Source organism: Anaeromyxobacter oryzae (genome assembly GCF_023169945.1).
GTDB classification, from domain to species: Bacteria; Myxococcota; Myxococcia; order Myxococcales; family Anaeromyxobacteraceae; genus Anaeromyxobacter; species Anaeromyxobacter oryzae.
Map to the genome: position 1 here is coordinate 6,121,833 of NZ_AP025591.1, position 14,403 is coordinate 6,136,235.

14 protein-coding genes are annotated in these 14,403 nt (G+C 72.9%); 10 read left to right on the plus strand and 4 right to left on the minus strand.

Going from position 1 to position 14,403, the window contains the following annotated elements:
• Positions 1–47 precede the first annotated feature (47 nt).
• The 7 genes from kamD to AMOR_RS26820 all read left to right on the plus strand — a co-directional run bounded on the left by kamD (position 48) and on the right by AMOR_RS26820 (position 5,005).
• Positions 48–1,619, plus strand: coding sequence for a lysine 5,6-aminomutase subunit alpha (kamD, locus tag AMOR_RS26790; RefSeq protein ID WP_248355818.1), 1,572 nt, complete (start codon positions 48–50; stop codon positions 1,617–1,619).
• Positions 1,616–2,143, plus strand: coding sequence for a hypothetical protein (locus tag AMOR_RS26795; RefSeq protein ID WP_248355819.1), 528 nt, complete (start codon positions 1,616–1,618; stop codon positions 2,141–2,143). The genes kamD and AMOR_RS26795 overlap by 4 nt, the downstream gene beginning before the upstream one ends.
• Positions 2,140–2,907, plus strand: coding sequence for a lysine 5,6-aminomutase subunit beta (gene kamE / locus AMOR_RS26800; RefSeq protein ID WP_248355827.1), 768 nt, complete (start codon positions 2,140–2,142; stop codon positions 2,905–2,907). The genes AMOR_RS26795 and kamE overlap by 4 nt, the downstream gene beginning before the upstream one ends.
• A complete protein-coding gene (kal, locus tag AMOR_RS26805; protein WP_248355830.1) occupies positions 2,907–3,302 on the plus strand; it encodes a 3-aminobutyryl-CoA ammonia lyase in 396 nt (131 codons plus the stop codon). Before kamE ends, kal begins: the two co-directional genes overlap by 1 nt.
• An 11-nt stretch (positions 3,303–3,313) precedes the next feature.
• Complete coding sequence (locus AMOR_RS26810) at positions 3,314–4,132, plus strand: BKACE family enzyme (RefSeq protein WP_248355832.1); 819 nt, start codon at positions 3,314–3,316, stop codon at positions 4,130–4,132.
• Between the two features lie 98 nt (positions 4,133–4,230).
• Entirely contained in the window at positions 4,231–4,503 is a 273-nt protein-coding gene (locus AMOR_RS26815; protein ID WP_248355834.1) for an HU family DNA-binding protein, read from the plus strand.
• A 16-nt stretch (positions 4,504–4,519) separates the two neighbouring features.
• Entirely contained in the window at positions 4,520–5,005 is a 486-nt protein-coding gene (locus AMOR_RS26820) for a PilZ domain-containing protein (protein WP_248355836.1), read from the plus strand.
• 114 nt (positions 5,006–5,119) lie between these two features.
• On the opposite strand, the gene AMOR_RS26825 is transcribed toward AMOR_RS26820, so the two are convergent.
• Together AMOR_RS26825 and AMOR_RS26830 are read right to left on the minus strand one after the other, a co-directional pair.
• On the minus strand, positions 5,120–5,905 hold the full coding sequence (locus AMOR_RS26825) for a hypothetical protein (RefSeq protein WP_248355842.1): 786 nt from the start codon (positions 5,903–5,905) through the stop codon (positions 5,120–5,122).
• Between the two features lie 252 nt (positions 5,906–6,157).
• The gene (locus AMOR_RS26830; RefSeq protein ID WP_248355849.1) at positions 6,158–7,519 is read right to left on the minus strand and encodes an ammonium transporter; all 1,362 of its coding nucleotides are present in this window, start codon (positions 7,517–7,519) and stop codon (positions 6,158–6,160) included.
• A gap of 245 nt (positions 7,520–7,764) precedes the next feature.
• Here AMOR_RS26830 and AMOR_RS26835 point away from each other — a divergent pair, with 245 nt between their 5' ends.
• Positions 7,765–8,664 (plus strand): esterase/lipase family protein, encoded by a 900-nt coding sequence (locus AMOR_RS26835; RefSeq protein WP_248355850.1) that lies wholly within the window; start codon positions 7,765–7,767, stop codon positions 8,662–8,664.
• A gap of 105 nt (positions 8,665–8,769) precedes the next feature.
• Here the strand turns inward: AMOR_RS26835 and AMOR_RS26840 are convergent, their stop codons facing one another.
• The gene (locus AMOR_RS26840) at positions 8,770–10,134 is read right to left on the minus strand and encodes a hypothetical protein (RefSeq protein ID WP_248355852.1); all 1,365 of its coding nucleotides are present in this window, start codon (positions 10,132–10,134) and stop codon (positions 8,770–8,772) included.
• 135 nt (positions 10,135–10,269) lie between these two features.
• Positions 10,270–10,485 carry a TIGR04563 family protein gene (locus tag AMOR_RS26845; RefSeq protein WP_242393075.1) on the minus strand — a complete coding sequence of 72 codons (216 nt, stop codon included), beginning with the start codon at positions 10,483–10,485 and terminating at the stop codon, positions 10,270–10,272.
• A 534-nt stretch (positions 10,486–11,019) separates the two neighbouring features.
• On the opposite strand from AMOR_RS26845, the gene tilS reads away from it, so the two are divergent.
• Together tilS and ftsH are read left to right on the plus strand one after the other, a co-directional pair.
• Positions 11,020–12,324 (plus strand): tRNA lysidine(34) synthetase TilS, encoded by a 1,305-nt coding sequence (gene tilS / locus AMOR_RS26850; RefSeq protein ID WP_248355864.1) that lies wholly within the window; start codon positions 11,020–11,022, stop codon positions 12,322–12,324.
• Between the two features lie 171 nt (positions 12,325–12,495).
• Positions 12,496–14,400, plus strand: a complete 1,905-nt coding sequence (gene ftsH / locus AMOR_RS26855) for an ATP-dependent zinc metalloprotease FtsH (RefSeq protein ID WP_248355874.1) — start codon at positions 12,496–12,498, stop codon at positions 14,398–14,400.
• The last annotated feature ends 3 nt before the right edge of the window (positions 14,401–14,403 follow it).

Consider the following 14,403-nt stretch of genomic DNA (forward strand, 5'->3'; position numbering starts at 1 on the left):
CCGGAAGCTTGCCCTTCCGGGCCCATGGGCCTACCCATTGTCCCGCCATGCAGCTCTCCGACGGGCGCCACGTCCCCGACCTCCACCTGGATCGCGCCAAGGTCGATCGCTGCCGCGCCCTGGCCGATCAGGTCACCGCGCAGGTGCTCGAGCTCGTCCGGCGCCACACGACCGTCTCCATCGAGCGCACCGTGCTGCGCCTGTACGGGCTCCACGACGCGGGCCCGCGGGGCGTCCCGCTCGTGAACCTCGCCGTCGACGCGCTCCACGAGCGCGGGCTCCTCGACCGGGGCGCCGCCTACTGGATGGGGTACGTGGTGCGCCGCGGCGCGACGGATCCGCTCGCCGTCGTCGACCGGATGGCCTCCCTGCCGCGGCACCCCGAGCCGCTGCCGGAGTCGGAGGAGCGGGCCATGCTCGCGGAGATGCGCCGCGAGGCGCGCGCGAACGTGGACGAGCTGGCGGGGCGGGTGGGGCGCCGGAACGCGCTCCGGGACGAGCTCGGCGTCGGTCCCCGGCCGCACCGGTACGTCATCGTGGCGACGGGGAACATCCACGACGACGTCGAGCAGGCGCGGGCGGCCGCCCAGGCCGGGGCCGACGTGATCGCCGTGATCCGCTCCACCGCGCAGTCCCTGCTCGACTACGTGCCCCACGGGGCGACGACCGAGGGCTACGGCGGCACCTACGCGACCCAGGAGAACTTCCGGATCATGCGGGAGGCGCTCGACGACGAGTCGCGGAGGATCCGGCGCTACGTCCACCTCACGAACTACTCGTCGGGCCTGTGCATGCCGGAGATCGCGTTCGCGGCCGCGTGGGAGCGGCTGGACATGCTCCTCAACGACGCGATGTACGGGATCCTGTTCCGCGACATCAACATGAAGCGGACGCTCTGCGACCAGCACTTCTCGCGGCGCATCTGCGCCCTCGCGGACATCGTGATCAACACCGGCGAGGACAACTACATCACCACCGCCGACGCGGACGAGGCCGCCCACACCGTCATCGCCTCGCAGTTCGTGAACGAGAGCTTCGCCCACCGCGCCGGGCTCCCGGATCGGCTCGTCGGCCTCGGGCACAGCTTCGAGATCGATCCGGCCCGCGAGGACACCATCGCCCGGGAGCTCGCCCAGGCGCTCCTCGTCCGGACGCTCTTCCCCGAGGCGCCTATCAAGTACATGCCCCCGACCAAGCACAAGCAGGGCGACATCTTCTTCAGCCACGCCTACGACGTGATGGCGGACGTGGTGTCCTGCGTGACGGGGCAGGGGATCCAGCTCCTCGGCATGATGACCGAGGCGATGCACAATCCCTTCCTCATGGACCGGTACGTCGCCCTGAAGAGCTCGGAGTACGTCTACCGGGCCTGGAGGTCCATGGGCGCCGAGATCGGGTTCCGGCCGGGCGGCCTCGTCGAGCGCCGCGCCGACGAGACGCTCGGGAAGGCGCTCGCGCTCCTCGAGGAGGTCGCGGAGGACGGGCTCATGAAGGCGATCGGCAAGGCGCGGTTCGGCGACATCGCGAGGACGGAGGACGGCGGGAAGGGCCTCGCCGGCGTCGTCGCGCGCGCCCCTGCCTACTTCAACCCTTTCCTCGAGATCATGGAGGCCCGATGAAGAGGACCGCGCTCCTCGCCGCCGCGCTGGCGGTCGCCGTGCTCTCCGGGTGCGCCGGCATCCGCGAGGCGCTCTCGCCCCCGCCGCAGGGAAAGCCGTCCGGCCGCGAGGGGTGGCTCGTGTACGGGGTGGGCGCGCTCCGGTTCGAGGCGCCCGCGGCGTGGCAGCCCACCGGCTCGGCGCGCCACCTGAAGCTCGAGAACCCGGGCGCCACCGCGCGGCTCGAGGTCTCGACCCCGGAGACGACGTACGCGGACCAGAAGGCCTGCCTCGCGGCGGCCGAGGAGGTGCTCGCGAAGGCGAGCAGCCTGGAGCGCGTCCGGCGCCACGAGACGACCTTCGGCGGGGCGCGTGCCCTCACGCTCGAGGGCGACTCCGGCGGCTGGCACGTCTGGGCCTGGGCCGCGTGCGACGGCGGCACCCAGTACCAGGTGTTCTTCACCGCGCAGACCCCGGCGCCGGCGCCGGTCATCGAGGCCTACCGGACGCTGACCTCGACGGCGCGGATCGGAGGCGAGGTGTGACGCTTCGCGAGTGGGAGCCGGGGCAGGTGATCCGGCCGTACGGCGACCGGCGCGACGACGGCGTCGTGCAGGTCTCCTTCGTCCTGCCCGTCCCCCCGGGCGAGCGGGCGCGGGAGGCCGCGGCGGAGGTCGCGCGGAAGATGGGGATGGAGCAGGTCCACGTCGCCGCCATGGAGCCCGCGGCGGACCGGTACACGTTCTTCGTCGTGTACGGGCACACCTCCGCCGCGGTCGACTACGGCCGGATCCAGGTGCCGGAGGTCGTCGTCCGGAAGAAGGGCTTCGACGAGCTGAACGAGCTCGCGCTGCGCGAGGTCGGGCGGCGCATCGTCGTGCTCGGCGCGTGCACCGGCTCGGACGCGCACGCCGTCGGGATCGACGCGATCATGAACATGAAGGGGTTCGCCGGCGACTACGGGCTCGAGCGATACGCCTGCTTCGACGCGCGGAACCTCGGCGCGCAGGTGGAGAACGCGACGCTGGCGCGGCTCTGCGCCGAGCGCCGCGCGGACGCCGTCCTGGTCTCGCAGGTCGTCACCCAGCGCGACGTCCACAAGGAGAACGCCCGCCAGCTCCTCGAGGAGCTGGAGCGGCTCGGCGTCCGCGGCCAGGTGACGGCGATCCTCGGGGGCCCCCGGATCGACCACCGCCTCGCGATCGAGCTAGGCTACGACGCCGGCTTCGGGCCGGGCACGCGCCCGTCGGACGTCGCGAACTTCATCGTCGCCGCGGTTCTCCAGCGGATGGGGAAGGAGATGCACTGATGGTGCCGATCCAGGCGAAGCTGCGGGTGCGGATGTCCCAGGCCGACGCGCACTACGGCGGGAACCTCGTCGACGGCGCGCGGCTGCTCGCGCTCTTCGGCGATCTCGCCACCGAGCTGCTCGTCCGCCACGACGGCGACGAGGGGCTCTTCCGCGCCTACGACGCCGTGGAGTTCCTCGCCCCGGTGCACGCCGGGGACTACGTCGAGGCGGAGGGCGAGATCGTGAAGGTCGGCGCCACGTCGCGGGCCATGCGGTTCGAGGCGCGGAAGGTGATCGCGCCGCGCCCCGACGTGTCCGACTCGGCGGCGGAGGTGCTCGCGACGCCGGTGGTGGTCTGCCGGGCGACGGGTACGTGCGTGGTCCCGCGGGAGAAGCAGCGGCTGGCGCGCTAGCGGAGGCCGGCATGGGCGAGAAGGTGATCGTCACGGCGGCGGTGGTGGGCGCGGAGGTCACGCGCGCGCAGAGCCCGGCCGTCCCGTACACGCCGGAGGAGATCGCGCGCGCCGCCGTCGATGCCGCCCGCGCCGGCGCCGCCGTGGTCCACCTGCACGCGCGCTGGCCCGACGGGCGACCGTCGCAGGAGGGCGCGCACTTCCGGGAGATCATCGATCGGATCCGCGACGCGGGGTGCGGCGTCGTCGTCCAGTGCTCGACCGGCGGCGCGGTGGGGATGTCCATCGACGAGCGGCTCGGCTCGCTCGTCCCGGGCGCGGAGATGGGCACGCTCAACCTCGGCACCATGAACTTCGGCGACGAGGTGTTCGTGAACACCCGCCCCGACCTCGTGAGGGTGGCCGGGCGCCTCCGGGAGCAGCGGCTCGTGCCCGAGTGCGAGGTGTACGACGCGGGCATGCTCGACACGCTGCGCTGGCTCCTGGAGAAGCGGCACCTCGCGCAGCCGTACCACGTGCAGTTCGTCCTCGGCGTGCCGGGCGGCATGTCCGCGAGCGAGCGCAACCTCCGGTTCCTGCTCGAGGGCCTCCCGGAGCCGACCCACTGGTCGGTGGCCGGCGTCGGTCGGTTCCAGCTCCCGATGGCCGAGCTCGCGCTGCGGCTCGGGGGCCACGTGCGCGTCGGCCTCGAGGACAACCTGTTCGTCTCGAAGGGCGTCCTCGCGCGAGGCTCGGACGAGCTGGTGTCACTCGCGGTGGAGCTGGCGGGCCGCGCCGGCCGCATCCCGGCGACCCCCGACGAGGCGCGCCGCCTCCTCGGGATCACCTGAGCGCGAGGCGGAACGACGCAGGCTGTCCCGGCTTCCACTGGCTTGACCGTCTCGGACGGGACCGGGTAGGTTCGCGCCTTCTCCGGGGGCCCGCATCGATGACCAAGGCGGATCTGATCGAGAAGGTGCAGGCGGAGCACACCGCGCTGTCGAAGCGGCAGGTGGCGCTGGTGGTCGACGCCGTGTTCGACAACCTCGCGAAGGGCATCCGCAAGGACAAGCGCTTCTCGATGCCGGGCTTCGGCACGTTCGTGGTGAAGCGCCGCGCCGGTCGCGTCGGGCGGAACCCGCAGACGGGCGCCGAGATCCAGATCGCGCCGACGAAGACGGTCGGCTTCAAGCCCGCGCCGGAGCTGAAGAAGGCGCTGTGAGGAAGGGTGTCGCCGCATGAGCCTCGCCGAGTGGCTCCAGACCTTCCGCGACCTCCACGAGCGGGCCCGGCGCGGTCAGCTCGCCCCGCGCGAGATCGAGACGTACCGCGGCGGCCGTGACGAGCTCGCCCGCGCGCTCCTGGCGGCGCAGCGGCTCACGCTCAAGCCCGGCGAGACGCCGCGGCAGGCGCTCCGGGTCGCTCGCGCGCTGCAGGTCGACCTCGATCTCGTGACGTCGAGCGCCCGCGCGATCACGATCGATCTCTCCGTCGGCGGCTTCTCCTGCCTGCTCGCGAAGGCGCCGCCGCCGGGCGACGAGCTCAAGTTCACGCTCCGGATCCCCGCGTCGGATCCGCTCGTCGGGAAGTGCCGCGTGGCGGACGTGAAGGCGCTCGCCGGCAACGTGCGCGTCTCGTTCCAGTTCGAGGGCGTGGAGCAGAAGGACCGGGACCGCCTCGAGACCTTCGTCTTCGACACCGTCCTGAGCCAGCTCGTCGGCTGACTCGCGCCGGTCGCCTGCGCGCCTCCCGGCGCTTCGGGCCCGCTCCGCTCCGCCTGGAAAGAAGCAGGGCGCCGGCCTCGCGACCGGCGCCCCGTGGTCTCCGCGGTCGGGCCGCTACTTCTTCGGCGCCGCGAAGTCCATGTCGACGTCCAGCTGGACCGTCCACATGAAGTTCGTGTTCGCCATCGAGTTCGCCTTGTAGAGGTTCTCGTCGAGCAGGTAGACGGGCCCGGTGAGGACGTCGATCGAAGGCGTGAAGTAGAGCCCGATGCCGCCGCCGACCGCGCCGAACCAGTTCTTCCCCGTCGCGACGTCGGCGAGGAAGATGATCTTGTCGAGGCCGGGCTTGCCGATCTTGATGTCCGCGCTCGTCCAGCTCGCCATGAACCCGGACCGGTTCACCTTGGCGTCGCTGCCGGTCCACAGCACCTTGCTGCCGGCGCCGTAGTAGCCGCCCACGCCGATGTTCCCGATCACGGGGAAGGTCTTCGCCACGGTGAGGTGGAGGAGATCGTAGTCGGAGACGTCCTTCTTGAACCCCACGTTGGCGATGCCGAAGGAGACGCCCGGCTGCCAGTCGGCGAACGCGTTCTCCGGCAGCGTGAGCTTGCCGTTCACCTGGACGAAGTCGTTCGTGCGGAGCGAGATGGTCGGGTAGAACGCGTCGACGCCGACCTCGCCCTGGAGCTTCTCGAACGGGAGGACGCCCATCGTCACGCCGTAGGTGTTCTGGAGGATGCCCTTCTCGGCGACGTACGTGTCGTAGGTGAGGTGCGGGATGAGGTACGGCTGCGTGTAGGTCGTCGCGGGCGTCCAGAACGTGGTGGACGGGGTCGCCCAGGCGGCCGACGCGGTCACGAGCGCTGCCGCGGCGAGCGCCGCCTTGAGAGCCTTCGTCATTCGAGTGTTCCTCCGGAACTCGGGTGGACTGCGTGTGCACCGCCCGTTTGCAGCGAGCGTGCCCACGCCCGGAAAGGGCCTGGACGCGGCTTTACGGTTCGTCGCGCGCGCGGAAGGCACTTCGCGTGCGCCGCGCCCGTGCAAGCGCGTGCCCGGGGGCCGTGCAGCACGCGCCGCGGGCCGTGCTCCGGACGAGAGAAGGCCCGCCCCGGGGCTCCCGGGGCGGGCCTCCAGACGGCGGCGTGCCGTGCGCTACGCCGCCGAGTGACGCGCCTGCGCCGTCGCCGCCGGCACGTGGTCGTGCGAGGGCGCGGTCGTCCCGAACGTGGCCTCGTCGGCGGTGATGTAGCCGCGCTCGCCGGCCTCGGACTGATCGAGGCCGCCCCACTCGTCCTGCTCGTCCACCCGGAGCGGCGTGATCGCGCCGACGAGCTTCAGGAGGCCGAAGGAGACCGCGCCCGAGAAGATCATCGTGACGACGACGCCGAGCGCCTGCTTCCCGAGCAGGAGGGCGCTCCCGTCGGCGCCGGCCGCGTTCACGGCCTTGGAGGCGAGCACGCCGGTGAGCAGCGCGCCCACGGTCGCGCCGACGCCGTGGACGGCGAAGACGTCGAGCGAGTCGTCGAGGCCGAGCCGGGGCCGGAACCGGACCGCGGTGAAGGACGCGAGCGCGGCGATCGCGCCGAGGAGCAGGCCGGCGACGGGCCTCACGAACCCGGCCGCCGGCGTGATGGCGACCATGCCGGCGACCGCGCCGGAGGCGAGGCCGACGCCGGAGATCTTGCCGTGCATCACGAGCTCGGCGAGGCCCCACGCCGCCGCTGCAGCGGCGGGCGCGAAGAACGTGTTCACGAAGCCGGTGCTGGCGAGCCCGCTCGCGGCGAGCGCGCTGCCGCCGTTGAACCCGAGCCACCCGAACCAGAGCAGCCCCATACCGAGGATCGCGAAGGGCACGTTGTGCGGGAGGACGGTCGGTGAGCGGAGCCCGCGGCGCTTGCCGAGGACGATCGCGGCGACGAGCGCCGCGGCGGCGGCGTTGATGTGCACGACCGTCCCGCCGGCGAAGTCGAGCACGCCGAGGTTCCGGAGCCAGCCGCCCGGTGCCCACACCCAGTGCGCGACGGGCGCGTAGACGACGAGGCTCCAGAGCGTGACGAAGAGCACGTACGCCTTGATGCGGACGCGCTCGACGATGGCGCCGGAGATGAGCGCAGGCGTGATCACGGCGAACATCGCCTGGAAGAGCATGAAGGCGGAGTGGGGGATCGTCGCGGCGAGCGACGGCTCGGGCGCGTCGCCGACGCCGGAGAGGCCGACCCACGACAGGCCGCCGAGGATCTTGTCGAGCGCGCCGGCGCCGGGCGAGAACGCGAGGCTGTATCCGACGAGCGCCCAGAGGACGCCGACGATCGCCATGCAGACGATCGACATGTTCATCGTGTGCACGACGTTCTTCGAGCGGACGAGGCCGCCGTAGAAGAACGCGAGGCCGGGCGTCATCAGCATCACGAGCCCAGCGCTCACGAGCACGAGCGCGGTGTCGCCCGTGTTGAGGTCGTCCGCGCGGGCGAGCACGGGCGCGGCGGCCAGCAGGGCGAACAGGATCTTTTTCACGCGTCCTCCGGAGGGCGCCGCGCGTGGCGCGCGGAGCGTGCCCGGCCGGTTTGCAGCCCCCGTGCCGGGCAGCTGCATCCGGATCTCCGGGCTTTTCGCGCCGTTCGGCTGGCCGCTGCGGGGCGCGTGCCCGCGCCGGGAGCAGGCTGCTGCCGCGACGGCGGGCAGCGCCACCGCGCGATGCGGACGCTGCCCGGGGACCAGGCTCCTGTCCGCCCGGCTGCCGGGCGGCTATCCTTCCGGCCGTGACGCTCCTCCTCGCTGCCGCGGGCGCCGCGCGGGGTGCCGCCACGGGGTGGATCGGGCTGGTGGCCGGCGCGGTGCTCCTCGCGCTCGCCGCCGCGATCGCGCTCGCCCGGCTCCGGCGCGCGCTCGCGGAGAGGGTCCGCCGGAGCCGCCGCCGGCGGCGCGCCCACCCCCGCCACCCCGTCGTGCTCGCGCACGGGCTCTTCGGCTTCGACGAGATCCGCGTCGGAGCGCGGCGGCACGGCTACTTCCGCGGCGTCCGGGAGCGGCTCGAGCGCGAGGGCCTCGTGGTGCACTGCCCGCGCGTGGGGAAGACCGCGTCCGTCGCCGCGCGCGCCGCCGATTTCGCCGCCTTCGTCGAGTCCTTGCCCGCGCGGCGCGTGAACGTCGTCGGGCACTCGATGGGCGGGCTCGACGCGCGCTTCGCCGTGGCGAGGCTCGGGCTCGGCCGGAAGGTCGCGTCGGTGACGACCATCGGGACGCCGCACCTCGGGACGCCCATCGCCGACGTGGGGGCTGCCCTCGGCGAGCGCGCCAGGCTGTTCGCCGCCCTCGGCCGGCTCGGCGTGGACGTCTCGGCCTTCCGGGACCTCACGACGGAGCGGATGGCCGCGTTCAACCACGCGGTGCCGGACGTCCGCGGCGTCCACTACGCGAGCGTCGTGGGCGCGGCGACGCGCCGGCGCGACGTCAACCCGCTGCTCCTGCCGACGTATCTGTGGCTCCTCGACCGCGCCGGCGAGAGCGACGGCGTGGTCCCCGCCGCCTCGCAGCGCTGGGGAGATCTCCTGCGCACCGTCGACGCCGATCACTGGGCGCAGATCGGGTGGTCGCGTCACTTCGACGCGACCGCCTTCTACCTCGAGCTGCTGCGCGAGCTGGGCGGCCGCGGGCTGTGAGGCGCTGACGAGCAGCCCCCGTCCGCCCGCGAGACGAGCACCCCCGTAGCGCTCGACGCGCCGCGGAGTCGAAGGACCGCGGAGGTGAAGGGACGCGACGAAGCGCTACCGCTCCGTCGCCTTCTTCTTCGCGGCCTTCTTCGCGGCGGTGGACTTCCCCCCGTGCGCAGCGGCCGCCTTCTTCGCGGCGGGCTTGGCGGACGCCTTGGCGGGTGCCTTCGCGGACGCCTTCGCGAGGGCCTTCGCCGGCCTCGCCACCGGCCTGGGCTCTGGGGGAGGGGGAGGGGGCGGCGGCTCGGCCTCCGGCGGATCGTCGTCCGTGCGGCTCTGGAGGGAGGCTGGCGCGTCGACCGGCGCGCGGTAGACGCCCCGCCGCGCCGCGGCGACGCGCGCCGCCCGCTCCGCCCAGGCGCGCGCGTCGGGGTCGAGGCCGGCGAGGTCGAGCGCGGCCTGGGCGCCGCCGCCGTCGCCGGCGCGGAGCCGCAGCGCGGCCAGGTGGAGGGCGGCGCGCCCGCGCTCCGGCGCAGGGACGCGGCCATCCTGGAGGAGTCGCTCGAGGCCCGTCATCGCCTCGGCCGGAGGCATCTGGCCCGCGAGCGCGAGCTTCGCGAGGCCGAAGGTCGCGCGGGGGCTCGCGCCGAGATCGCCGGCGGCCGCGAGCGCGGCGGTGTAGGCGGCGCGCGCCGCCGCCGGATCCCGGCGGGCCCGGCGCGCGACGTCGCCCTGGACCGCGAGGCCGGCGGCGAAGGCTCCGTCCGCCGCGGCCGCGGCGGACGGCTCCACGGCTGCCGATAGCCGGTCGGCCGCCATCGCGATCCGGGCCTGCAGGGCGTCTGCCCAGACGTTCCGGCCCTGTGCACGGCTCGCCGCGTTGCTCGCGTCCCCCATCGCTCGCTTGCCGAGCGCGAGCGCGGCGCGGGCGAGGTACGCCTGGTCCGGCACCGTCTCCGCGCGCTCGGGCGCGACGAGCAGCTCGTCCGCGGCGGCGTCCGCCGCGGCATCTCTGTAGTCGCAGGCGAGCATCGCGAGCGCGAACGCGCGCGCGCTGCCGGCGGCGACCGGATCCATCTGCGCCGGGGCGTCGAGCTTGTCGGCCGCGGCCCGGTAGGCGGCGGCGGTGTCGAGCCGCATCAGCGTCTCGGCCTCGACGAGCGCCTGTCTCACCGTGCGAGCGCGGTGCGCCGACCGGTACCAGAGGAGGCCGCCGCCGATCGCGAGCACCGCGGCCACCGCGATGCCGACCTTGAGGGCCGGCGCTCGCGGGCGGGAGACGGCCGTGAACTCGGCGTCGTCCAGCGTCTCGAGCTCCGCGTCCGCGGGGGCGCCCTTCGCCGCGCCGCCGCGACGGCGCTTCGGCGCGTCGTCGTCCAGCTCGGGCGGAAGATCGTAGGAAGTGTCCGGTGAGCCGCCGTCCAGCGAAGGATCGGTCGGCTCGGGGAGCTCGTCGGGAGCGATCGGGGGCTTGGGCATCGGAGGGGGGCGCGCCGTGCGCGTCCCTGCGAGGGTACTTCCCCGGGACTGGCTGCGTCAAAAAACGACACGCCCGCACCGGTCGAGCCGGCGCAGGCGCGTGGAAGACTTCGGGTGGGACGCAGCGGCGGCGAGCTAGCCGTTCTTCTCTTCGCGCTCGTCCTCGCGGGCGACGCCGGACAGCACGTCGTTCACGGACGGGAAGCGCATGATCTCGCCGCGCGCGATGCGCCAGGCCTGCTGCACGATCCAGGACAGCGACCGATCCTGCCGGTTCGCCTCCGCCTGGATCTCGTTCAGCATGTCCTCGGGGAAGTACAGCGACTGCTTACGCTTGTCGGTGCCGGGCATCACTGCTCCATGCTGTGGGACAGTCGACGGCTTTGTACGCTGGCCGCTTTCGTCGGTCAAGCGAACATCGACCTCGAAGGGTTACGAACGGCATATACCGTCCGTCAATACGGCGCCCGTCTCCTGAACGCTGCGAGCGAGCGGTCGGCGAGGATGGTGGGGCCGCCGTGACCCATTCTCACGCACAGTGTGCGCGTCGCGTGCACCCGCTTCTCGCGCGATCCGTGCGCAAAAGAAAAAAAGAGGAGAGCCGGCATTGCTGCCGGCTCTCCGTGGGCCCAGAGGGGGAGGGGGGGGACCCCTAGGCCCAGCGCCACAAACTTGTCTCACTTCGCGCCGCAGTCAACGGCAGGCCCCAACATCTCATTCCCGCTCGTCATTTGCAACCTACGGGCGGAACCGACCGGGCTGCGACCTCCCTCGCGCTTCGCATCCCTGAACCTGCGGCCCGCGGTCTCCATTCCCGGCGTGATCCGCCGGTCGGATGCGGCCTGCCGCGTAGTATAGAGAACTGGGCGTTTTCACGCTCGCTCGATGCGCAAGAAACGGCTCCATCCTTACGAGGCCCGGGTCCTCGCGACCCTGCGCCGCCGACGCCTGCTCGGCCCGGAGGACCACGCCCTCGTGGCGCTCTCGGCGGGGCCGGACTCGACGGCGCTCGTCGCGGCGCTCGCCGCGCTGCGTGATACCGGCCACCTCCGGGCGGTTTCCGCCCTGCACGTCGATCACGGGCTCCGGCCCGAGGTGGACGCGGACGCGGCCGCCGCTGCGGAGGCGTGCGAGCGGCTCGGCGTCGCCTTCGCCAGCGTGCGCGTCGTCGTCGGGGCCGGGAACGTCCAGGCCGCGGCCCGGCGCGCGCGCTACGCGGCCCTCCGGGCCGAGGCGACGCGCGTCGGGGCGACCCGCATCGCGACCGGACACACCCGGAGCGACCAGGCGGAGACGGTCCTCTTTCGGCTGCTGCGCGGCGCGGGGGCGCGCGGGCTCGGCGGCATCCCACCTCGGCGTGGGATCGTCGTGCGGCCGCTCATCGACCGGGCACGGGAGGAGGGGCTCGCCTACCTCGACGCGCGGCGCCTGCGCTGGCGGGACGATCCGACCAACGCGTCGCCCCGGTTCACCCGGAACCGCATCCGTCACGAGGTGCTGCCGGCGCTGCGCGCCGTCGCGCCCGCCGCCGAGCGGAGCCTCGCCCGCGCCGCGGATCTGGCCCGCAGCGACGATCGCGCGCTGGAGGCGCGCGCGAGGGTCCGCGCCGGAGACGAGACCGGGATCACGGTGGCCGCCCTGGCGTCGCAGCCGGACGCCGTCCGCCGGCGCATCGTGCGGCGGCTCTGGCGGAACGCCGGCGGCGGCCGCGCGCTCGGCCGGGAGCGCGTCGACGCGGTCCTGGCCCTGCTGCGGCGCGGCCGGCCCGGGCGCGCGACCCTCCGCGGCGGCCTCGAGGCGCGCTGCCGGTACGGCCGTCTCGAGATCGTCCGGGGCGCGCCGCCGGACGCGGACGTGGCGGAGATCGAGGTGCCCGGGCCCGGGCGCTACGCCGTGCCGGAGCGCGGCATCGCGGTGGAGGTGGTCGCGGCGCGCGCGGACGCGGTGAGCTGGCCGCTCGCGCTCCGCACCCGGCGGCCGGGCGATCGCTTCCGCCCCGATGGCGGCTGCGGCGCGAAGAAGCTCAAGGGCTGGCTGATCGACCGGAAGGTCCCGCGGGAGGCCCGGGATGGCCTGCTCCTGCTCGCGCGCGGGCGCGACGTGGTCGCGATCGCCGACCTCGGCGCGGTCGCCGAGGGGCTGGGCCCCGCCGGCGCAGGCCTCGTAGTGAGGGTCGGAGCGGCCCTGTAGGGACCGGCGCCTGCCTGCCAGATCCTCGTACTGCAATGGGTGCTCGGGGCTGTTATAACGGCCACTCGGCTCGGGCGTCCGCTCGGCCGGGCGCCAGCGTGAGGTCAGGAACAGTCTGACCGCGCCGTCGGTTCCGGTCCAACGACGCACCACCGAAGGGGAAAGAGAGCCTTGCGCCAGTCCTACAAGACCGCCCTCCTCTGGGTCTTCCTGATCGTGATGTTCATCGCGCTCTGGAAGCTGTTCGAGCAGAAGGCACGCGACGAGAAGGTCCTCGACTGGACCAACTTCCGGAAAAGGGTCGACGCCGGCGAGGTCCTGAACGTCACCATCAAGGACCAGGAGTACTCCGGCAAGCTCCGCGACGGCGGCGCGTTCCGCGTCGTCGGGCCGATCGACCTGAACGGCGCGAACGCCGACAAGCTCCTGCAGCAGGGCGTGAACGTCCAGTTCGAGAAGCCGGAGCAGAACTCGCTCTGGGTGACGGTCCTGCTCCAGTACCTGCCGCTCGTGTTCGTCTTCCTCCTCATCTTCTTCTTCATGCGCCAGCTGCAGTCCGGCGGCGGGAAGGCGATGAGCTTCGGGAAGTCGCGCGCGAAGCTGATGACCGAGCACCACAACAAGGTCACCTTCGCGGACGTCGCGGGCATCGACGAGTCCAAGGACGAGCTCGAGGAGATCATCTCCTTCCTGAAGGATCCGAAGAAGTTCACCCGCCTCGGCGGCCGGATCCCGAAGGGCGTGCTGCTCATGGGCCCGCCCGGCACCGGGAAGACGCTCCTCGCGCGCGCCGTCGCCGGCGAGGCGGGCGTGCCGTTCTTCTCCATCTCGGGGTCGGACTTCGTCGAGATGTTCGTCGGCGTCGGTGCGTCCCGCGTCCGGGATCTCTTCGAGCAGGGCAAGAAGAACGCCCCCTGCATCATCTTCATCGACGAGATCGACGCCGTCGGGCGCCACCGCGGCGCCGGCCTCGGCGGCGGGCACGACGAGCGCGAGCAGACGCTGAACCAGCTCCTCGTCGAGATGGACGGCTTCGAGTCGAACGAGGGCGTGATCCTCATCGCGGCGACGAACCGGCCCGACGTCCTCGATCCGGCGCTCCAGCGGCCCGGTCGGTTCGACCGGCGGATCGTCGTCCCGCGCCCGGACCTGAACGGCCGCCTGGGCATCTTCAAGGTCCACACGAAGAAGACCCCGCTCGACCCGACCGTCGATCTCACCCAGATCGCCCGCGGGACGCCCGGCTTCTCCGGCGCCGACATCGAGAACCTCGTGAACGAGGCCGCGCTCTACGCCGCGCGCCGGAACAAGGAGAAGGTCTCGATCGACGACTTCGAGTACGCGAAGGACAAGGTCCTCATGGGCACCGAGCGCCGCTCGATGCTGATCTCCGAGAAGGAGAAGCGGACCACCGCCGTCCACGAGGCCGGCCACGCGCTCGTCGCGAAGATCCTCCCGGGCACCGACCCGGTGCACAAGGTCACGATCATCCCCCGCGGCCGCGCGCTGGGCCTCACCCAGCAGCTGCCCCAGGAGGACCGGCTCAACATCAACCAGGAGTTCGCGCTCAACCAGATCTCGATCCTGATGGGGGGCCGCCTCGCCGAGGAGATCACCTTCGCGCAGAAGACGACCGGCGCCGGGAACGACATCGAGGTCGCGACCAACCTCGCCCGCAGCATGGTCTGCGAGTGGGGCATGAGCGAGAAGATGGGCCCGCTCGCCTTCGGCAAGAAGGAGGGCGAGGTCTTCCTCGGCCGCGAGATGGGCTCCGTCCAGACCTACTCCGAGCAGACGGCCCGCGACATCGACGCCGAGGTCCGCCGGATCGTCACCGACCAGTACGAGCGGGCGAAGAAGGTCCTCCTCGACAACCAGGGGCTCCTCAACAAGATCGCCGACGCGCTCATCGAGTACGAGACGCTCGACGCCGCGGACATCGACGTCCTCATGGCGGGCGGCACGCTCAACCGGCCGCCGCCGCCGAAGCCCATCGCCGCCGCGGCGGCCGACAAGGGCAAGCGGGGCGGGCTGCTCGACGCGGTGGGCGGCGTCCCCGCGGCGGGCAAGGCGTAGCGT

Coding starts and splice junctions, on each gene's coding strand:
- kamD (WP_248355818.1), top strand. CDS start 48: ATGCAGCTCTCCGACGGGCGCCACGTCCCCGACCTCCACCTGGATCGC.
- AMOR_RS26795 (WP_248355819.1), top strand. CDS start 1,616: ATGAAGAGGACCGCGCTCCTCGCCGCCGCGCTGGCGGTCGCCGTGCTC.
- kal (WP_248355830.1), top strand. CDS start 2,907: ATGGTGCCGATCCAGGCGAAGCTGCGGGTGCGGATGTCCCAGGCCGAC.
- AMOR_RS26810 (WP_248355832.1), top strand. CDS start 3,314: ATGGGCGAGAAGGTGATCGTCACGGCGGCGGTGGTGGGCGCGGAGGTC.
- AMOR_RS26815 (WP_248355834.1), top strand. CDS start 4,231: ATGACCAAGGCGGATCTGATCGAGAAGGTGCAGGCGGAGCACACCGCG.
- AMOR_RS26820 (WP_248355836.1), top strand. CDS start 4,520: ATGAGCCTCGCCGAGTGGCTCCAGACCTTCCGCGACCTCCACGAGCGG.
- AMOR_RS26825 (WP_248355842.1), bottom strand. CDS start 5,905: ATGACGAAGGCTCTCAAGGCGGCGCTCGCCGCGGCAGCGCTCGTGACC.
- AMOR_RS26840 (WP_248355852.1), bottom strand. CDS start 10,134: ATGCCCAAGCCCCCGATCGCTCCCGACGAGCTCCCCGAGCCGACCGAT.
- AMOR_RS26845 (WP_242393075.1), bottom strand. CDS start 10,485: ATGCCCGGCACCGACAAGCGTAAGCAGTCGCTGTACTTCCCCGAGGAC.
- tilS (WP_248355864.1), top strand. CDS start 11,020: ATGCGCAAGAAACGGCTCCATCCTTACGAGGCCCGGGTCCTCGCGACC.